The sequence below is a fragment of the Kitasatospora sp. NPDC058243 genome (genome assembly GCF_042882025.1).
In the GTDB taxonomy this organism is placed as follows: Bacteria; Actinomycetota; Actinomycetes; order Streptomycetales; family Streptomycetaceae; genus Kitasatospora.
Genome location: NZ_JBHVWW010000074.1, coordinates 29,373 through 48,553, shown reverse-complemented (window position 1 = coordinate 48,553; position 19,181 = coordinate 29,373). Strand labels below are relative to the sequence as shown.

General features: G+C 74.7%; 17 protein-coding genes and 1 pseudogene. 7 read left to right on the top strand and 11 right to left on the bottom strand.

Annotated elements, in window-relative coordinates:
• Window positions 1-74: 74 nt before the first annotated feature.
• On the bottom strand, window positions 75-2,774 hold the full coding sequence (locus ACFVX9_RS33810; protein WP_387985457.1) for a molybdopterin-dependent oxidoreductase: 2,700 nt from the start codon (window positions 2,772-2,774) through the stop codon (window positions 75-77).
• Entirely contained in the window at window positions 2,771-3,670 is a 900-nt protein-coding gene (locus tag ACFVX9_RS33805; RefSeq protein WP_387985455.1) for an FAD binding domain-containing protein, read from the bottom strand. The genes ACFVX9_RS33810 and ACFVX9_RS33805 overlap by 4 nt, the downstream gene beginning before the upstream one ends.
• A gap of 503 nt (window positions 3,671-4,173) precedes the next feature.
• Between ACFVX9_RS33805 and ACFVX9_RS33800 the strand changes: the two genes are divergently transcribed.
• Window positions 4,174-4,626 (top strand): hypothetical protein, encoded by a 453-nt coding sequence (locus ACFVX9_RS33800; protein ID WP_380485739.1) that lies wholly within the window; start codon window positions 4,174-4,176, stop codon window positions 4,624-4,626.
• 10 nt (window positions 4,627-4,636) lie between these two features.
• Here the strand turns inward: ACFVX9_RS33800 and ACFVX9_RS33795 are convergent, their stop codons facing one another.
• The 5 genes from ACFVX9_RS33795 to ACFVX9_RS33775 all read right to left on the bottom strand — a co-directional run bounded on the left by ACFVX9_RS33795 (window position 4,637) and on the right by ACFVX9_RS33775 (window position 9,518).
• Complete coding sequence (locus tag ACFVX9_RS33795; RefSeq protein WP_380340525.1) at window positions 4,637-5,293, bottom strand: hypothetical protein; 657 nt, start codon at window positions 5,291-5,293, stop codon at window positions 4,637-4,639.
• Between the two features lie 114 nt (window positions 5,294-5,407).
• On the bottom strand, window positions 5,408-5,866 hold the full coding sequence (locus ACFVX9_RS33790) for a cupredoxin domain-containing protein (RefSeq protein WP_387985450.1): 459 nt from the start codon (window positions 5,864-5,866) through the stop codon (window positions 5,408-5,410).
• Complete coding sequence (locus ACFVX9_RS33785) at window positions 5,866-6,333, bottom strand: hypothetical protein (protein WP_380378012.1); 468 nt, start codon at window positions 6,331-6,333, stop codon at window positions 5,866-5,868. The genes ACFVX9_RS33790 and ACFVX9_RS33785 overlap by 1 nt, the downstream gene beginning before the upstream one ends.
• 371 nt (window positions 6,334-6,704) lie before the next feature.
• Window positions 6,705-7,652 (bottom strand): hypothetical protein, encoded by a 948-nt coding sequence (locus ACFVX9_RS33780; protein ID WP_387985447.1) that lies wholly within the window; start codon window positions 7,650-7,652, stop codon window positions 6,705-6,707.
• 231 nt (window positions 7,653-7,883) lie between these two features.
• Window positions 7,884-9,518, bottom strand: coding sequence for a purple acid phosphatase family protein (locus ACFVX9_RS33775; RefSeq protein ID WP_387985444.1), 1,635 nt, complete (start codon window positions 9,516-9,518; stop codon window positions 7,884-7,886).
• Window positions 9,519-9,789: 271 nt separating this feature from the next.
• On the opposite strand from ACFVX9_RS33775, the gene ACFVX9_RS33770 reads away from it, so the two are divergent.
• Window positions 9,790-10,908 (top strand): NAD-dependent epimerase/dehydratase family protein, encoded by a 1,119-nt coding sequence (locus tag ACFVX9_RS33770; protein ID WP_387985441.1) that lies wholly within the window; start codon window positions 9,790-9,792, stop codon window positions 10,906-10,908.
• Window positions 10,909-10,947: 39 nt separating this feature from the next.
• Window positions 10,948-12,489 (top strand): AMP-binding protein, encoded by a 1,542-nt coding sequence (locus ACFVX9_RS33765; RefSeq protein WP_387985438.1) that lies wholly within the window; start codon window positions 10,948-10,950, stop codon window positions 12,487-12,489.
• Window positions 12,490-12,536: 47 nt separating this feature from the next.
• Here the strand turns inward: ACFVX9_RS33765 and ACFVX9_RS33760 are convergent, their stop codons facing one another.
• Together ACFVX9_RS33760 and ACFVX9_RS33755 are read right to left on the bottom strand one after the other, a co-directional pair.
• Window positions 12,537-13,709, bottom strand: a complete 1,173-nt coding sequence (locus ACFVX9_RS33760; RefSeq protein WP_387985435.1) for a sensor histidine kinase — start codon at window positions 13,707-13,709, stop codon at window positions 12,537-12,539.
• Window positions 13,706-14,479 carry a response regulator transcription factor gene (locus ACFVX9_RS33755; protein WP_387985432.1) on the bottom strand — a complete coding sequence of 258 codons (774 nt, stop codon included), beginning with the start codon at window positions 14,477-14,479 and terminating at the stop codon, window positions 13,706-13,708. The genes ACFVX9_RS33760 and ACFVX9_RS33755 overlap by 4 nt, the downstream gene beginning before the upstream one ends.
• 210 nt (window positions 14,480-14,689) lie before the next feature.
• Between ACFVX9_RS33755 and ACFVX9_RS33750 the strand changes: the two are divergent.
• From ACFVX9_RS33750 to ACFVX9_RS33740, 3 genes and pseudogenes are all read left to right on the top strand, one after another.
• Window positions 14,690-15,403, top strand: a pseudogene (locus tag ACFVX9_RS33750) (glycosyltransferase family 2 protein); the annotation flags it as partial.
• Between the two features lie 99 nt (window positions 15,404-15,502).
• Window positions 15,503-16,030, top strand: coding sequence for a DUF2064 domain-containing protein (locus ACFVX9_RS33745; protein WP_380485774.1), 528 nt, complete (start codon window positions 15,503-15,505; stop codon window positions 16,028-16,030).
• The gene (locus tag ACFVX9_RS33740) at window positions 16,027-16,683 is read left to right on the top strand and encodes a methyltransferase domain-containing protein (RefSeq protein ID WP_387985430.1); all 657 of its coding nucleotides are present in this window, start codon (window positions 16,027-16,029) and stop codon (window positions 16,681-16,683) included. The genes ACFVX9_RS33745 and ACFVX9_RS33740 overlap by 4 nt, the downstream gene beginning before the upstream one ends.
• Window positions 16,684-16,999: 316 nt before the next feature.
• Here the strand turns inward: ACFVX9_RS33740 and ACFVX9_RS33735 are convergent, their stop codons facing one another.
• On the bottom strand, window positions 17,000-17,608 hold the full coding sequence (locus ACFVX9_RS33735) for a cytochrome b/b6 domain-containing protein (RefSeq protein ID WP_063346572.1): 609 nt from the start codon (window positions 17,606-17,608) through the stop codon (window positions 17,000-17,002).
• The gene (locus ACFVX9_RS33730) at window positions 17,592-18,305 is read right to left on the bottom strand and encodes a molybdopterin-dependent oxidoreductase (protein ID WP_063346573.1); all 714 of its coding nucleotides are present in this window, start codon (window positions 18,303-18,305) and stop codon (window positions 17,592-17,594) included. Before ACFVX9_RS33730 ends, ACFVX9_RS33735 begins: the two co-directional genes overlap by 17 nt.
• 264 nt (window positions 18,306-18,569) lie before the next feature.
• Between ACFVX9_RS33730 and ACFVX9_RS33725 the strand changes: the two genes are divergently transcribed.
• Window positions 18,570-19,043 (top strand): hypothetical protein, encoded by a 474-nt coding sequence (locus tag ACFVX9_RS33725; RefSeq protein ID WP_244293291.1) that lies wholly within the window; start codon window positions 18,570-18,572, stop codon window positions 19,041-19,043.
• Window positions 19,044-19,181: the final 138 nt, after the last annotated feature.

Genomic DNA, 19,181 nt, shown 5'->3' with positions numbered 1-19,181 from the left:
GGAACAAGAAGGAAAGGGGGCGTCCCTCCTTGCCTTTCTGGGAAGGTGGGGGGGACGGCGTCTGGCAAGCCTGGTCAGCAGAGAAACGGCGGGTCGGTGAAGCGGATGCCGGTGGCGTCGCGCAGGGCGTTGGCGAAGGCGGGGGCGACCGGGTTGAACGGGCTCTCACTCATCGACTTGGCGCCGAGCGGGCCGATCGCGTCCGAGGTGGTCGAGAAGTGCACCTCGGTGCGCGGCACGTCGGCGTACGCGGGCAGGCGGTAGCGGCGGAACGCGGCCGTGGTGACCTCGCCCCGGTCGTCCAGCAGCACCCGTTCGAACAGCGTCGCGCCGAGCGCCTGGGCGACCCCGCCCTCGACCTGCCCGCGGCACTGCATCGGGTTCATCACCCGCCCGGCGTCGGCGCCGTGCACGCTGCGCAGGATCCGGATCTCCCCGGTGTCCGGGTCGACGGCGAGGCGGAACCACTGCGAGTTGAACGCCACCGAGCGCGGCGAGCCGCCCCAGTGCCCGGTGCCGACGAGGTCGACGCCGCGTTCGCGCGCCGCCGTGTGCAGTTCCTTCAACGGGATGCCGCGCCCGTCGCAGTCGACGGCCTCGGCGCCGAGCCGGACCAGGCTGCGCGGGGTCCGCGCGTACTCGGCGGCGAAGTCGGTCAGCCGTTCGGCGAGCGCGTTCGCGGCCCGCATCACCGCCTTGCCCGCGACCACCGTCCCCGCCGAGCCGAAGGCGCCGGTGTCGTGCCGGACGACGTCGGTGTCGGACTGCCGGATCGCGATCCGGTCGACGGTGGTGCCGAGCGCGCCCGCGGTGATCTGCTGGTGCACGGTGGTCGTGCCGTTTCCGAACTCGGCGGTCCCCACGGCGACGTCGTAACCGCCGTCCTCCAGCAGGGCGACGGCGGCGTCGGCGAAGTGCCCGCCGGGCGGGCCGGTGGCGATCATCGCCATGGCGAAGCCCTGCCCGACCAGCCAGCCCTCGGGGGCGTCCACCGCGCTGCGGTCGTTCGCGAGCGCGTCGCGGACGACTTGCAGGCACTGGTCGAGGCCGTAGCTGGCGATGTGCAGGTCCTCCTCCTCGCCGCCGGGGCTGAGCAGGTGCTCGCCGGGGCCGATGACGTTGCGCTCGCGGAACTCCAGCGGGTCGATGCCCAGCCGGCGGGCCAGTTCGTCCATCGCCGACTCCACCGCGAAGGTCACCTGCCCGAGCCCGTAGCCCCGGAAGGCACCGGCCGGCACGCAGTTGGTGTACACCGAGTACGCCTCGACCTTCTTGTGCGGCACCCGGTAGACGCCCATCGACTCGCCGACGCTGTGGAACATCACCGCCGGGCCGTGGTTGCCGTACGCGCCGGTGTTGGACACCACCCGGAAGCTGAGCGCCGTGAGCGTGCCGTCCGCCTTCGCGCCCGCCTTGACGGTGATCGTGAACGGGTGCCGGGTGGTGGCGCCGTAGAACTGCTCGGCCCGGGTGAACTCCAGCTTCACCGGCCGGCGCAGCCGCAGCGCCGCCAGCACCGCGATGTCCTCGGTCAGCATCTCCTGCTTGCCGCCGAAGCCGCCGCCGACCCGGCCCGCCACCACCCGGACCTCCTCCTCCGGCAGGTCGAACAGGGCGCAGAGCGCGCGCCGGGTGAGGAACGGCACCTGGGTGCTGGAGCGCACCACCAGCCGCTCGCCGGCGCCGTCCTCCCGCTCCTCGAAGGAGACGACGCAGCCGTGCGTCTCCAGGCTGGCGTGCTGCACCCGCTGGGTGCGGAAGGTCTCCTGGTAGACCGCGTCGGCCTCGGCGAAGCCCTGCTCCACGCTGCCGATCTCGCCGTGCACCTCGCCGCACACGTTGTTCTCCGGCCGGGCGATCCGGGTCTGCGGCCCCTTGGCGTGCAGCACCGGCGCGCCGGGCGCCATCGCCTCCTCCGGGTCCAGCACGTACGGGAGTTGCTCGTACTCGACGGCGATCCGGCGGCAGCCCTCCTCCGCGGCGGCCTCGCTGTCGGCGACCACCGCGGCGACCCGCTGGCCGACGAAGCGGACGACGTCGTCCAGCAGCCGGGTGTCGTCCGGGTCCTCGGTCGGGTGCTCGTGCCGGGCCGAGGAGTACAGCCGCTCGGGCGCGTCGTGGTGGGTGAACACCGCGTGCACGCCGGGCACCCGCAGGGCGGCCGCGGTGTCGATGGCGACGATCCGGGCGTGCGGGTGCGGGGAACGCAGCAGCTTCAGGTGCAGCAGCCCCGGCACCTCCACGTCGAAGGTGTACCGGGCGGCGCCGGTGACGACCTGCGGCCCGGCGGGCGCGCCCAGGCTGCGGCCGACGGCCCGGCCGGCCTCGGGCTCCTCGGTGTGCCGGACACCGCGGATCGCGTCCTCGATCGCCCGGTAGCCGGTGCAGCGGCACAGATTGCCCTTCAACGACCTTGGGAGGTCGGCGAGTTGCTCCTCGTCCAGGGCACTGGCGGTCATCAGGAAACCGGCCGTGCAGAAGCCGCACTGGAAGCCCTGGGCGTCCAGGAACCGCTGCTGCATCGGGTGCAGTTCGCCGTCCTTGGCCAGGCCCTCCACCGTGGTGACGCACCGCCCCTCGGCGCGCGCCGCCGGGTAGAGGCAGCTGTGCACCGGGGTGCCGTCCACCTGCACGGTGCAGGCGCCGCAGTCGCCGGCGTCGCAGCCCTTCTTCACCCCGAACCAGCCGCGCTCGCGCAGGTAGGTGCGCAGGCACTGGCCCGGGCGGGGCTCGGCGTCGAAGTCCCGTTCGTTGACGCGGATCGAGAAGCTCATCCGGCGGCCTCCTCGGCCAGGTCCGGTCCAACCAGGTTCGGTCCGGCCGTGCCCGGTCCGGTTGTACTCGGCGGGGCCGGCCGGGCGGGGTCCAGTTCGCGGCGGATCTGCTCGGCGAACCGGAAGGTCAGGTGCCGCCGCCAGGCGGGCAGTCCGTGGATGTCGTCGACGTACTCCTCGGGCCGGATGCCGTCCCGGACCGCCTCCTCGACGGCGGCCGCGTTCGGCCCCGGCGGGAACCAGAGCCGGATCGGGCGGACGGTGGCGGCGGTGACGGTGATGGTCAGCGAACCGTCCACCGGGTCGAGGGTGCCGATCAGCAGCGCGCCGGAGCGGCCCAACCCGTACAGCGAGGCCTGGCGGAACGCCGTCCGGGCGGCCAGCGCCCGGCCCGGCAGGGTGATCGAGCGCAGCAGCTCACCCTGCCGCAGGTCCTTGACGCCGGCGCCGGTGACGAACTCCGCTACCGGGACGCGGCGTTGCTCCCCCGACGGGGCCCGCAGCAGGCAGAGCCCGTCCAGGGCGGCGGTCAGCGAGATCATCGGACCGGCGGGCAGGCCGTTGCACAGGTTGCCGCCGACGGTGGCCATGTTCCAGATCTTCCAGGAGGCCAGGAACGCCCGGCAGCACTGCTCGAACAGCGGCGCCGCCGTCCAGGCGGCGGGCTTGGGGTGGCGGGAGAGCTGGGCGACCGTACAGGTCGCGGCGATCTCCAGGCCGCCGTCCGGGGTCGGGGTGAGCGGCTCCCAGCCCATCCGGCCGAGGTCGATCAGCCGGCGGATGTGCGGCTGCGGCTCGGAGAACAGGTACGTCCCGCCGCCGAGCCAGGCGTCCCCGGGCCGCCAGGTGCCGCCCCGGCGGGCGTCGCACAGCTCGGCCACCGTGTTCAGATCCATGTCGCTCCATCGCCCCTGGCCGGTCCCGTTCCTTCGGTACGGCGATTGAAGCCGCGGCGACCGGTCGGGCACGAGTGGGCCCGCACACCAGCCGCACCCGGCCCCACCTGGTCGATCGTCCAACAGCGGGCCCTCCCACCCGCATCAACTTCGACAAGGGTGTCGAAGTTGGTGTGAGGGCCGGGCTATGCTGTCCCGAAGTCCGAGGATGACCCCCCTTGCCCCGTCGACGAACGCACCAGCATGGCGCGCCCGACCGGAAGGAGGCGAGACGCATGGACAGCAGCAGTCCGGGCCGCACCACCCGCCCCCACCCCCGCATGCCCCGGTCCGCCTCCGGCAGACGGTGAGCACGGTCGAGACGGTGAACACACCCGTCACGCACGCTTTCTGACGCAACGTCAAGTTCTCCTGACGCCACGTCCCACACGTCGGCCCTGCCGCCACCGCCGTCCACGGCCCCTTCACCCGCCCCGGTCTTCCCCGCCGAGGAGAGGTATCCCATGACGACGTCCCGGCCCTACCCGCGCCCCGCCGAAGCCGCGGTGCTGCTCACCGTCCTCGCCCTCCTCGTCGCCGAGGAACTCGCCCTCGGCCTGGCCGAGGAGGAGGACCGCCCGGTCATCAACGCCATCCTGATCGGCGCCTCAGGCTCCGGCCTCCTGGCGGTCGGCGCGGTGCTGCTCGGGCGCTGGCTCGACACCCGCCGCCCGCTCCCGTTACCCCCGCCCGGCCCCAACGGCCGCGAGTACAGCGCCCGCGCCCTCGAAGACTTCCCGATGGACGCCGTGCGCCCGCTCCTGCTCGCCCACCAGGCCCCGCAGCTGGGCCAGTTGTACTCCGCCTGGATGCTCGCCCGGGCCGGCCGCCCGGCCCCGTGGATCGCCCGCCGACTCGCCATCCCGCTCGACGCCGCCCACCTCCTCGTCGACGCCGCCCGCACCCGCCACGACTGAGCCGGCGGCGTCAGCGGCGCCGGCCGGGCGCCCCCGCGCCCGCCTGCGCCAGCAGGAACGGCACCAGGCCGCGCTCCGCCAGCGCCGACCGCCAGGCGTCCCGCGCCAGCCCCAGCTCCCCCAGGACGCCGGCCTCCCCGCCGGACTCCGCCGACCTCGACCGCGAGGCCGCGCCCAACAGCCCCAGTCCGCCCACCAGCAGGCTCACCGCGGCCACCCCGGCCGCCACCCACCCGGCGCCCACCAGTGCGTGCCCCAGCACCTCGGCGTCGTCCGCCAGCCCCAGCGCGTACCCGAGCAGCAGGAGGATCGCGGCCGCCACCCCGGCGATGATCGGCACGATCACCCCCAGCACCCCCCACCACCCGGACACCCGCTGCCGCCCCGGCTCGTCCACCGGCAGCCGCGCCACCGCGTCCTGGTCCGCCCGCAGCGCCGCGTACCGCTCGTACTCGGGCGCCGCCGCCGCCAGCACGAACTCCGCGTTCTCCCGGGCGCACCGCCGCAACCGCTCCACCCCCGGCCCCTCGTCCCCCACCGCACGCAGGGCCGCCCGCACCTGCGACCCGGCCAGCGCCCTCCCCAGCTCCGTCTCGAAATCGGCCCGATCCTGCTGCGGCAGTCGAAGCGGCCTGTCCATGCCGTGCCCCCGTTCGCTGTTCTCCATGTTCTACAGAACTGTAGAACATGGCAGCGGATAGCAGCAGCCCCGTTCACCTGTGGGCTTGCGATTCAGGAGCGGCCGGCACCCGGCGCCCACGCGGCCGACGGACCGGTCGACTCAGGACACCGTCAGGATCCCCCGCATGAAGTGGTGGAGGGTGCACAGGTACGAGGAGGCGCCCGGCCGGGCCGGCGCGGTGAAGGTCGCGGACGCGCCCGGGGCGATGGTGCCGGTGTCGAAACTGCGGTCCTGGGCGGTGAGGGTGTGGTCGACGGTGTCGGCGTTGCGGACCGTGACGACGGCGCCCGGGCGGACGGTGAAGTTCGCCGGCTCGAACACGAAGTCCCTGATGGCCACCGCCCCCGGGGCGGGAGCGGTGGCCGAGGACGGCGAGGCGGCCGGGGCAGCCGGAGTCGCCGGGGTCGCCGAAACGGACCCGGTCGGCCCCGGGCCTGAAGCCGAGCCCGAATCCGGGCCTGCGTCCTGGCCTGAATCCGGGCCGCCCACGCTGACGGAGCAGGCGGCGAGGGCGGCGCCGAGGAGCACGGCGGCCACGGCCCGGGCCCGCGGACGCATCAGGAGCTGAAGAGCGAGACCCGCCGGGCGTCGGAGGACGCGGGCGGGGTGGCGCCGAGGTCGGAGACCGTGGCGATCAGGACGGCGTCCGCGCCCGGGATCCAGTTGACCGTCTTGGACTGGACGACGAGCTGCCGCTGCCGCGCCGTCCCGTCGCAGATCACGTCCGCCTCGGCCGTCCGGCTGGAGCCGAAGGCCATCGAGGAGGTGTCCTCCGGGTCCCGCTGCTCGACCGAGACGGTGAGCGACCGGGCCTCCTCCGCGACCCCGCAGACGTACTCGACGTCGACCCGGACCCGGCCGGGGACCTTCGGGTCGATCCGGGCCTCACCGAGAGTGACGCCCGTGGGGGCCGAGTCCCCGTCCCGCACCCGGGCCGGGGCGGCCACCGAAGCTGCGGCCGGCGCCGGATCGGCGGCCAGGGCGGGTGCCGTGAGCCCGCCGAGGGCCGTGGTGAGGGCCGTCACAATGATCCACCGCTGCACTGCCAACCTCCCATAACTGAAACCGTGTTGCGGCCGACGCTAACCGCCCCGCCAGTGGCCCGCGCGCCGAGGCGGGCACCCGTCGCACGGACAGCCCAGCCACAACGGCGACCCGCCGTCACCAACGGCCCAACCCGCCGCCCGACCGACCGTCACACCGGACCGGCCCGCCGCGACGACCCTCCGTCACCACCCGCCCTGCATGGACCAGCGCCCCTCGGCCGCCCGCCCCAGGGCCGCCTGAACGGACGAAGGGCCCGCCGCGCGGTACGCGCGACGGGCCCGGGGCGGCGCAGTGTTCGAGCTCAGGACGCGGCGAGCTCACGGCACCGCAGGCTCAGGGCACCGCAGGCTCAGGACGCGGCGAGCCAGGCGGCCGGGCCGCCGACCTGGGCCCAGGTGGTGCCGCCCAGCCACTTGAAGACGCCGCCGCGGTCCGGGCTGAGCCCGTACACGGTGCCGGCGCCGTCGATGCTGAACTCCGCACCGGGGCCGCCGATCCGCGACCAGCTGTTGGGCGCCCCGCCGTAGCGGAAGACGTCACCGCTGGTCGGGTCGGTGGCCAGCAGGGTGCGGCCGCCGCCGGCCACGATGCTGCCGGCCGGGCCGCCGACCTGGGCCCAGTTGGCGCCGCCCTGCCACTGGAACACGCCACCGCGGTCCGGGGTGAGCCCGTACACACCGCCCGCGTCGTCGACGGCGAACTGGGCGCCGGGGCTGCCGATCCGCGACCAGCTGTTGGGCGCCCCGCCGTAGCGGAAGACGTCACCGCTGGTGGGGTCGGTGGCGATCAGGGTGTTGCCGCCGGCGACGATGCTGCCGGCCGGACCCCCGATCTGGGTCCAGTTGGTACCGCCCTGCCACTGGTACACGCCGCTGCGGTCCGGGCTGAGCCCGAAGACGTGTCCGCCGCCGTCCACGGCGAACTGGGCACCCGGACCGCCGATCCTCGTCCAGTTGTCGGGGCTCCAGTTGTACGCGTAGAGGTCGCCGGTGGCCGGGCTGGTGGCGACCAGACCGCCACCGCCGGAGACGATGGTGGCGGCCGGGCCGCCGACCTGGGTCCAGGTGGCGCCGTTCCAGTTGAAGACGGCGCCGCGATCGGGGGCGAGCGCGAAGAGGGCGGTCGAGACCGCGATCGGGGCACTCGGCCGCGCGACGGACGCGGCCGCGCTCACCGGTGCGAGTGCGACGGCGGACGCGGTGGTGGCCTGGGCCGGGCCCGCCAGCAGCGGGGCGGCTCCGAAGGCGAGCGCCAGGCCGGTGAGGAGGAGTTTGCGGGTCGTGGCACGGAGGTGCATCGCTTCCAACCTTCTGATGGTTTGGGAGTGCGAGTGGCACGTGCTGTTGATCCGAGCGGCTGATCCGAACTGCCTACAATAGACATGGACATGCCATACGCCAGTCTTGCCTACTGCTCCACGGCCTGTCCTACGACGAACTGCGGATTGTCCGCCGCACCCGGGTGCGGTACAAGGCGCCCCCGGGCCGCCGCGCCCTCCACGCGGCGGGCCCCTCAAGGACGCGAGGCGTCACCGGCGCCCGGCGCCGACCTCGGAGCCGGTGCGCTCGTCCTCGCCCTGGTCGTCGCTCCGGTTGTCGTTCTGGTCGTCGTTCCGGTCCCGGTCGCCCCAGCCGTCGCTGCGGTCGCGGTACAGGGTGAAGCGGTCGAAGAGCACCGGCGTCGGGAACGGGTTGGCCGCGGTGGCGGACGGGGAGTGGTAGTAGCTGACGGTGATGGTGGTGCGGCCGCCCGGCACCGGCCCGGGGTCGACGTCGAAGACTGCGACGCCGTACGGGAAGGCGGTGTCCGGGTCGGTGACCGCGGACCAGTGGGCCTTCTCCTTCGCGTCCGGGTCGGCCTTGAAGGTGAGCCGCTGGGTGCGCACGGAGGCCTGGCGGACACCGTCCGCGTCGGCGGGCAGGTAGACGTCGTCGTGGCCGGCGGTGCCGCCGCCGCCGAGGATCAGGTGGACGGTGCCCTGCGAAGTGTCGATCCGGCGCAGGTCGTCGTCGGCGACGGCCGGGGTGAGCAGGCCGCCCGGCTCGGTGCCGCGGACGGGGTGGGTGCGCTCGTAGTCGTGGTCGTGCCCGGCCAGGACGAGGTCGACGGAGTAACGGTCGAGCAGCGGCAGCAGCTTCTCGCGGATGCCCATGTCGCCGCCGTGGCTGGCGGCCGAGGAGGACATCGCGAACTGGTGCAGGTTGACGACGACCCAGTCCACCGCGCGGCCGCGCCGGGCGCGCGCCAGGGTGCGTTCCAGCCAGCGGAGTTGGGCGCCCTCGCTGTAGTCGCTGATGTAGATGGACCGGCCGGTGGCCGGGTCGAGGCTGGCGTCGTCCTCGACGGCGATCTCGTTGCCGTCGAGGCTCACGAACAGCACCGAACCGACCTGGAAGCTGTACCAGTTGCCGCAGTAGTCGCGGGTGCCGTTGTCGGGCAGTTCGAAGCGGGTCAGGTAGGAGGCGTAGCCGAGGTCCCCGCCGCCGGCCTCGACCTCGTGGTTGCCGGGCGCGGGCATCCAGGGCCGGCCGGCGGCCGACTTGGCGAGGTTGTTCATGAACGCGTTCCAGCACTGCGGCTGGCGCTGCGGGTTGTTGTTGGCGTACGCGAGGTCGCCGTTGAGCAGGTGGAACAGCGGCGCGAACTGCTCGACCTGGCGGACGGCGGCGGCGCCGTGGATCGAGGACTTGCTGAACACGTTGTCGCCGGTGCCGAGATCGCCGAAGCTGGTGAAACGGAACGCGGCCCGGCCGCGCGCGGGCGCGGTGCGGAAGGTGCCGCGCACCGGGCCGGAGCCGTCGTGCAGCACCTCGTAGACGTACGTGGTGTCGGGCCGCAGGCCGTCCAGGCGGACGTGGTGGGTGTACGTCTCGACCTTGTTGAGCCCGTCGACGTAGGTGCGGGTCTCGGCGTCCACGGTGTGGCCGGCGCCGCCGCGCGGGGTGCCGATCCGCACCCGGGGGCGGCGCACGGTGGCGGCCGTCGCCCAGGAGACGGTCATCTCGCGGGACGGCTCGTTGCCCCACTGGAGGTGGATCTGCTCCGGTCCGGGGGTGCCCGCCAGGGCCGGCTGCGTCCAGAGGAGGGTGGACGCGGGCAGCGCGGCCAGCGCACCAACCGCGGTACCCGTCCGAAGGACCGTTCTGCGCGAGGGATGTGACACTGTCGCCTCCAAGGCTCCGGGAAACGCCCAGGAGAGTCCCAGCCGAACCGGGCGCCCGGGCCACCGGCGAAGGTTCTTCCGGCGAACGTCAGTTGAACGCCGGATCGGATCGGGCGGCGATCAACCGTGACACCGGTCAGGCCGGTTACACCAGTTACGCCGGTTACACCGGTTACGCCTGTCACACCGGTTACGCCGGGAGGATTACCGATCCCTGACGGCCGGTCCGTCCACGCCCGATCCGCGGCCCCGCGCGGCTAGCGTCGGCGGCATGGAGATTCTGGTCACCGGCGGAGCCGGGTTCATCGGGTCGGCCGTGGTCCGCGCGCTGGTCGCGGCCGGGCACGGGGTGCGGGTGCTGGACGCGCTGCTGCCCGCCGTCCACCCCCCGGGGCGGGCACCCGAACTGCCCGGGGGCGTGGCCTTCGAGCAGGGGGACGTCCGGGACGCCGCCGCCGTGCAGCGGGCGCTGGCCGGGGTGGACGCGGTCTGCCACCAGGCGGCGATGGTCGGCCTCGGGCTGGACCTCGACGACGCCCCCGCCTACGCGGGCTGCAACGACCTCGGCACGGCCGTCCTGCTCGCCGCGATGGCCCGCAGCGGCGTCCGCCGCCTCGTCCTGGCCGGCTCGATGGTGGTGTACGGGGAGGGCCGCTACCGCTGCCCCGCGCACGGCGACGTCGCCCCGGGCCCGCGCCGCCCGGCCGACCTGGAGGCCGGGCGCTTCGAGCCGCCCTGCCCGGCCTGCGGCCGCGCCCTGAGCCCCGGCCTGGTCGCCGAGGACGCCCCGGCCGACCCGCGCAGCGTGTACGCGGCCACCAAACTCGCCCAGGAGCACCTGGCCTCCGTGTGGGCCCGGGCCTGCCAGGGCGCCGTCCTGACGCTCCGCTACCACAACGTGTACGGGCCGGACATGCCGCGCGACACCCCGTACGCGGGGGTCGCCTCGCTGTTCCGCTCGGCGCTGGCCCGGGGCGAGGCCCCCCGGGTGTTCGAGGACGGCGGCCAGCGCCGCGACTTCGTCCACGTCGAGGACGTCGCCGCGGCCAACCTCGCCGCGCTGGAGGCCCTTGCCGCCCGCGCGCCGGGCAGCTCCCGCGCCTACAACGTGGGCAGCGGCGAGGTCCGCACGATCGGCGAGACGGCCGGGGCGCTGGCGGCGGCGTACGGCGGCCCGGCACCGCTGGTGACCGGCGAGTACCGCCTGGGCGACGTCCGGCACATCACCGCCGACTCCTCCCGGCTGCGCGCCGAACTCGGCTGGCGCCCGCAGGTGCCGTTCTCCGCCGGGATGGCCGAGTTCGCGGCGGCGCCGCGGCCCGGCGCCGCACCTGACTGCCCGTCCGATGTCGGCCGGAACTCGCCGGTGAAGAGCGGAGGATGGGGCTAGCCTGGCGGCATGGTTGCAAACTACAAGGGAGATGTGGCCGTGAACGACCAGGAATTCGTCAGCGCACCCGCCCTGATCCTCCGGTCCCTCTCCGCCGACCCCGGCCGGCGGGCCATCGTCACCGCCGACGGCGTCGAGATCACCGCCGGCGACTTCGCCGCCGCCACCTACCGCCTCGCCCACGAGCTCATCGCCCGGGGCGTCACCCGCGGGGACACCGTCACCCTCCTCACCGGCAACACCGCCGAGGCGCTCGGCGCCCGCTACGCCGCGGGCCTCGCAGGTGCGCGGGTGGTCACCCTGTACGACGGCATGAGCACCCCGGTCCTGGCCGAGGTCGCGGCGAGCGTCGACGCCGCCGTCCTCCTCGTGGACGCCGAACGGTACACGGAGGCCGCCGAGTTGCTGCCCCTGATCGACGTGCCGACGGTCCTGCGCCTCGGCGCCGGACCGGCGGCCGTCGGCGAGGACGTGATCGCCGCCGCCGCGAACCGCCCCGCCGAGCCGCCCGCCGTCCGGATCGGCCCGGACGACGACCTCGGCATCCGCCACACCGGCGGTACCACCGGGATCCCGAAGGGCATCGTCAGCCTGCACGGCCCCTACCGCGGCGTCTTCGACACCTCGTTCGGCTCCGCCGGCACGGCCGACGAGGCGCCCCGCTTCCTCGCCGCCACCTCGCTCGCCCACCTCGCCGGGATCTTCTCCGACCTGACGCTCCACCACGGCGGCACGGTGGTCCTCCAGCGCACCTTCGACCCCGGCGAGGTCCTGGCCGCCGTCGAGCGCGAGCGCATCACCAGCCTCTGGGCGCTGCCGCCGCTGCTCTACCAGCTGCTCGACCACCCGGCGATCGGCCGCACCGACCTGTCCAGCCTCCGGCAGATCATGTACGGGGGCTGCGCCGCCTCGCCCACCCGGATCCGCGAGGCGCTCAAGGTGTTCGGGCCGGTCCTGGTAGGCATCTACGGGATGTCCGAGGCGCAGCTGATCTCCTTCCTCACCCCGGAGGGGCACGACCGGATCGCGCAGGGCGGCCAGGTCTCGGTCGGCCGGCCCCTCCCGGGCGTCGACGTGGAGATCCGCGCCGAGGACGGCACCGGGCTGCCGACCGGAGAGCAGGGCGAGGTCCACATCCGATCGGCCGGACTCATGGCCGGGTACTGGAAGCGGCCCGACCTGACCGCCGAGGTGCTGCGCGACGGCTGGCTGAACTCCGGCGACGTCGGCTACTTCGACGCGGACGGCTACCTCTACCTGGCCGACCGGGTCAAGGACCTGATCATCGTGGTCGGCGGGCACGTCTACCCGTCCGAGGTGGAGGACCTCCTCCTCACCCACCCGGCGATCGCCCGCTGCGCGGTCTTCGGCGTGCGCGACGCGCAGGAGGCGGAGCACGTCCACGTCGCCGTCGTTCCCGCTCCGGGGCAGCAGCCCGAGTTGGCGGACGTCCAGGCGTTCGTCACGGCCCGCAAGGGGCGGATCTACGCGCCGGAGGCCCTGCACCTCGTGGACGAGATCCCGCTGACGTCGGTCGGCAAGCCGGACAAGAAGCGGCTGCGCCAGGCCGTGGCCGAGTAGGCCGAGTAGGCCGCGCGCTCGAAAGGCGGACCCCGGGACCTGCCTCGTCATTCCCTCCGGGCGCGCGGCGCGGGCAGGGCGATCTCGAAGCAGCAGCCCCCGGCGACGTTGCGCACCTCCGCCCGCCCGGCGTGCGCCTCGACGATGCCGCGCACGATGGCGAGCCCGAGCCCGGCACCGCTCTCGCCGGGCTCGCCGGCGGCCCGGCCGTCGTCGCGGCGCGGCGTGCGGGCGGAGCCGCCGCGCCAGCCCGTCTCGAACACCCGGGGCAGGTCCTGTTCCGGGATGCCGCCGCAGCCGTCGGTCACCGACAGCACCACCTCGTCGGCCTCCCGCCGGGCGGCGACGGCCACCACGCCGTCCGCCGGGGTCGAGCGGATCGCGTTGACCAGCAGGTTGCCGAGCACCCGGGTGATCTCCCCGCTGTCCACCTCGACCGGCTCGGCAGCCGCCGGCTCGTCGGCCACCTGCCGCCCCTCCAGCCGGACGCCGCGCCGCCGGGCCAGCGGGTACGCCCCGGCGAGCGCGTCGTCCACCAGGTCGTACACCGAGACCCGGGTGAGCGAGAGGGCGAGCGCGCCCGCCTGGATCCGGGAGAGCTCGAACAGGTCGTCCACCATGCCGGTGAGCCGTTCGACCTCGGTGCCGATCCGCACCAGGTAGCGGTCGGGGTCCTCGGCGACGCCGTCCTCCAGCGCCTCGGCCATCGCCCGCAGGCCGGCCAGCGGGGTGCGCAGGTCGTGCGAGATCCACGCGACCAGCTCCCGGCGGGAGTGCTCCAGGGCCTGCTCGCGCGCCCGGGACTCCGCCAGCCGGGCACTGGTGGCGGCCAACTCCTCGCTCAGCGCGGCGAGTTCCGCGCCGAGCGGATGGTCGGGCGCGGTGAACCCGGCGTCGCTGCCGACCGTCCGGACGGCCTCGGTCAGCGCCCGGCTGCCGGCCACCACCTGGCGGCCGAGCAGCGCGGCGGTGAGCAGCGAGACGACGGCGCCCATGCCGAGCACCGTGATGACCACGCCGAGGTCGTGGGTGGACAGGAACATCGCCTGCGCCACGGCGAACGTCCCGGAGGTCACCGCGAGGACGGTCACGACCGCCACGCAGAACAGGGACAGGGCGACGGAGCGGCGGCGCAGCAGCCGGATCGCCGCCCAGCCGAGCAGGCCGGCTCCGCCCGCGCCGAGGGCGGCGAACAGGGCGATCAGCAGCAGGTCCTTCACTCCGCACCGTCCTGCGGGCAGACCCGGTCGCGGGGCGCCGGGTCGCGGGGCGCCGGATCGTAGCGGTAGCCGACGCCCCAGACGGTGCTGATCAGGGCGGGCGCGGCCGGGTCGTCCTCGATCTTCTCGCGCAGCCGCCGGACGTGGACGGTGACGGTGGAGAGGTCGCCGAAGTCCCAGCCCCAGACCCGCCGCATCAGGCTCTGCCGGGAGAACACCGTGCCGGGGTGCCGGAGCAGGAACGCCAGCAGGTCGAACTCCCGCAGGGTGAGGGCGAGTTCGCGCGCGCCCCGGTGGGCGCGGCGGGCCTTCGGGTCGAGCGTGACGTCCCCCGAGCGCAGCACCCCGCCGACCGGCCCGCCGACCGTCCCGCCGGCGGCTCCGCTCCCCGCCCGGGCGCGGCGCAGCACCGACTGCACCCGCAGCACCAGTTCGCGCGGGCTGAACGGCTTGGTGACGTAGTCGTCCGCACCCAGCTCCAGGCCGAGGATGCGGTCCGCCTCGTCGCCCTTGGCGGTGAGCAGCACCACCGGCAGCGCGGCGCCCCCGGCGGAGGCCCGCAGCCGGCGCAGCACCTCCAGCCCGTCGAGGCCGGGCAGCATGAGGTCCAGCACCAGCAGGTCGGGGCGGGTGCGCTCGGCGAGGTCCAGGCCCAGCGCACCGTCGGCGGCCCGGTCCACGTGGTGCCCGGCGCGGGTGAGGTAGCCGGCGACGACCTCGGCCACGGTCGGGTCGTCGTCGATCACCAGGATGTGCGAGGTGTCGTTCACCTCGCCGAGGATAGGAGGCCTCGGCGGTGGACGCGGACGGAAGCGGGCCCGCGTTCGCGTTCCGTAAGATCCGCCGCCCACCCGTAGCCCGCCCCGGCCTACCCGACCCGACCCGGCCCGATCCGCCGGACGGGTCAGCCGCCGAGGCGTCCGACTTCCGTAAGGCTGCGCCGCCGCCGCACCCCGCCGTCCCGCACTTAGCGTGGCCGGGTGACTTCACCCACCTCCCCCGTCTCCCCCGTCGACGTCGTGCTGCCCTGCCTCGACGAGGCCGCCGCGCTGCCCTGGGTGCTGGGGCGGATCCCGGACGGCTGGCGGGCCGTCGTCGTCGACAACGGCTCCCGGGACGGCTCCGCCGACCTCGCCCGCTCGCTCGGCGCGACGGTGGTCGAGGAGCCCCGGCGCGGGTTCGGCGCCGCCTGCCACGCCGGGCTGCGCGCCGCCACCGCCGACCTGGTCTGCTTCCTGGACTGCGACGGCTCCCTCGATCCCGCCCAGCTCCCGCTGGTCACCGGCCCGGTGCTGGCCGGCTCCGCCGACCTGGTGCTGGGCCGCCGCCGCCCGGCCACCGCCGGGGCGTGGCCGCTGCACGCCCGCCTGGCCAACACCGTCCTGGCCCGACGGCTGCGCGCCCGCACCGGCGCGCCGCTGCACGACCTCGGCCCGATGCGGGCCGCCCGCCGGGAACAGCTGCTGGCCCTGGGGCTCGGCGACCGGCGGTCCGGCTACCCGCTGGAGATGGTGCTCGCCGCCTCGGCCGCCGGGCTGCGGATCACCGAGACCCCCGTCGACTACCTGCCGCGCGCGGGCCGCTCCAAGGTCACCGGCACCCTGCGCGGCACCCGCCAGGCCGTCCGCGACATGCGGGCCGTGCTGGCCGCGCCCCCGCCGACCCTGCTGGTGATCGCCAAGTCGCCCGCCCCCGGCCGGGTGAAGACCCGGCTCACCCCGCCGTGCACCCCCGAACAGGCCGCCGCCCTGGCCGCTGCCGCCCTCGCCGACACCCTGCACACCCTGGGCACGATGCCGGCCGGGCGGCGCGTGCTCGTCCTGGACGGCGAACCGGGCGGCTGGCTGCCGCCCGGCTGGGAGGTCGTCGCGCAGACCGGCGGCGGGCTGGACGAACGGCTGGCCGCCGCCTTCGCGCACGCCGCCCGGGTGGCCCCGCACGCCCCGGCGCTGCTGGTCGGGATGGACACCCCGCAGCTGAGCGCCGCCGCGCTGGCCGAGCCGCTGTCGGCCGCACGGCGGGCGGGCACGGACGCCTGGTACGGCCCGGCGGCGGACGGCGGCTTCTGGGCGCTGGGCCTGGCCCGGCCGACCGCCGAACTGGCCGCGCGCCTGCTGCACGGCGTGCCGATGTCCACCGCGAGGACCGGCGCGGCACTCCTGGAACGCCTAGCCGCAGCCGACTTGACGATCCATCAGCTTCCGTCGCTCACCGATGTGGACACCGTCGAGGATGCCCTCCGCGTCGCCGCCGAGGCCCCGAACAGCCGTTTCGCCGCCCAGCTGGTGACGGTCGACCTGAAGCCGGAGGTGGCGAGTTGACGACCACCACCGCCTGGGTGGACGACCCGTTCGCCGAAGCCGTCCGCACCGGGCGCGGCCCGCTCTGGCTGCGCCGCGAGGACGGCCACCGCCTCCGGCTGGACATCGAACGCTGGTGCGCCCCGGCGGCCGGCGCCGACCACAGCCTGCTCCGGCGCTGCGCCCGCCGGTCCGCGCCCGTCCTCGACCTCGGCTGCGGGCCCGGGCGGCTGGTCGCCGCGCTGCTCGCCCTCGGCGTCCCGGCCCTCGGCGTCGACGTGACCAGGGCGGCCGTCGCCCGCACGGTCGGACTGGGCGGCCCGGCGCTCTGCCGCTCGCTCTTCGACCGGCTGCCCGCCGAGGGCCGCTGGGGCGCCGCGCTCCTCGCCGACGGCAACCTCGGCATCGGCGGCGACCCGGACGCCCTGCTCCAGCGGGGCGCCGAACTCATCGCGCCGGACGGGCTGTTGCTGGTCGAGGTGGAGCCCGTGGAGGTGGACGAGCAGGTCACCGTCCAGGTCGAGGGCCCGGACGGCCGACTCGGGCCGGCCTTCCCCTGGGCCCGGCTCGGCACGGCCGCCGCCCTCAGGCGGGCCCACACCGCCGCCGGACTGGTCGAAGCGGAACGCTGGACCTCGCACGGCCGCCGCTTCCTCGCCCTGCACAAGCGGTGAGGCTCACAGGGCCGCTGCTCCGGACGGCCACGGCCGCACCGCCCCCGGCGTGATCCCCGGGACGGCGGTGCAGCTGTCATGCCGCTCGGACGTCAGGGAGGCCAGAACGCCGCCCGCGATCGACAGGGCAGCGAGGAGGAAGATTGGCGCCGGGGTCCAAGGAGCCTTGCAGGATGCCGGTCGTGCACCACGCGTGCGGCTGTCGCCCAACCGCCTCTTGGCCCCACGGTCAGGGGTGCCCCGGCGGCACCCTTCGAGGCGTCCCGGCCGAGCCTGCCACATGCCCCGGGCCGCGACAAGACGTCCGACCGGCCGCCTACTCCCGGCCCACCGGCCGCCACTGCGGGTGCTCGCGCTCGGCCCACCGGCGCTCCACCAGCCCGGTCCGCATCCCGAGCCGCGCCTGCGGATCCCGCCAGGCCATCCGGACGTGCCCGACCACCACCACGGCGATGGCGGCGGCCAGCCAGTCGTGGACGAAGGTCGCCCCGGTCCGCCAGGAGGGCGGGGCGAGACGGGGCAGCCACATCAGCAGCCCGGTGCCGACGATCACCAGCATCGAGCCGAGCGTCCACTGCGCGTAGAGCTTCTGCCCGGCGTTGAACTTGCCCGCCGGCCGGTGCGGGGTGCGGCGCCGGACGGCGCGCAGCCAGTCCCAGTCCGCCGGGGTGAAGCGGCTCAGCCGGGCGGCGTCCGCGCGCAGCGCCCGCGAGGCGAGCCCGAGCAGCAGCGGCACGGGCAGCGCGAGGCCGCACCACACGTGCACCGTCACCACCAGCCGCCGGTTGCCGACCAGTTCGGCGAGCGGGGCGAGGTAGAGGCAGGCCGCCGTGGCCAGGCAGACGCCGGTCAGCGCGGCGGTCGTCCGGTGCACCCAGCGCTCGGCCCGGGTGAAGCGCAGCAGGAGTTCAGCCGGTGGGCGCATCGTCACGTCCGTTCGACCGGCCGACCCAGGCGTCGACGTCGTACCCGTTGCGCTCCCAGTAGCCCGGCTCCACCGAGCCGGTCACGGTGATCCCGGAGAGCCACTTGGCGGACTTGTAGAAGTACATCGGCGCGACGTACAGCCGCACCGGGCCGCCGTGGGTGTGGGAGATGGGGTTGTCCTGCATCCGCAGCGCGACCAGCACGTCGTCCCGTCGGGCCTGCGCCAGCGTCAGGCTCTCGGTGTACGCGCCGTCGAAGCAGCTGAACCGGACGGCCCCGGCCCCCGGCCGCACGCCCGCGGCGTCCAGCAGGTGCGCGAGCGGCACCCCCTCGAACGGGGTGTCCGGCACCCGCCAGCCGGTCACGCACTGCACGTCCCGCACGAGCCGCCGCTGCGGCATCGCCCGCAGGTCCGGCAGGCGGAACGTCGCGGGCCGCTCCACCATCCCGTCGACGCTGAGCGTGTAGTCCGCCACGCTCCGCTCCGGGACGGACGACACCACCGAGTAGTACCGGAATCCGTTGTTGCCCGGCAGCAGCCCGCTCAGTCCGCTCGGGTCCCGTTCGGCCAACCCCGACTCGGCCCGTTGCAGGTACGGCCCCGCCGCCACCCCGACGGCCCCGAGCCCGAGCAGCCCGAGCACCACCCGCCGCCCCACCGGGGTGCCCCTGCCTTCTTCGCCTGTTCTGTCCACGCCCCGATTGCACCAGCCCGAGCCCGGCCGGCGCGAGGCCCGGCACCGGTCCGTCAGCCTTTCGTCATCTCCGCCAGCAGGGCCCCACGGCCCAGCGGCGGGGCAGCCGAGCGGCGGGAGATCGTTTTCCAGTCAAGTTCGACGATCTTTCGAATCCCGTATTCCCCCAGGTCCGACCGCGCCACTACGGTGCCACGCATCCCCGTTGTTCCCCTCTCCCCGGCCGGCCGCAACCGCCGGGGCTACCGATCGGACCGGTGCGCCGTGACCAGAATCCTCCGTCAGCTGTGGACCCACGCGGGAAGAGCGGCGGCCGTCGTCGCGCTCCTCGCCGCCGCCCTCACCGGCACGGCGGCCGGAACCGCCACCGCCGCCACCCCGGCCGCCCCCGCGGCAACCGCCTCGGTGGGCGGCTGGACCTGCCCCGGAACGCCCGTCCCGGACGGCTACGTCATCACCATGTTCAACTCCAGCGGCTGCAACAACCACGGCGCCTGGTTCCAGGCGCCCGCCCAGAACCGCCTGTGGACCTGCTCCGGCTCGCCGATCGTCTCCGGCTACGTCCTGACCAACTACAACCCCCAGGGGTGCAGCGGCGTCGGCGCCTGGTTCCACGAACTGGTCCGCAACGGCATCTGGACCTGCCCCTACTCGCCGATCCCGGCCGGCTACCGCAGCACCAGCTACGACGCCCGCGGCTGCAACGGCCTCGGCGCCTGGCTCACCATCAAGGCCTGACCCACACCCGGCGGGGGGGGGGAAAAAAAACAACAAGGGAGAAAACCCCCACGACAAGCAACAAAAAAGCACAGGCAGCCGCACCGACCACACCGACAACAAACCCCAAAAAAAAAAAAAAAAAAAAAAAAAAAAAAA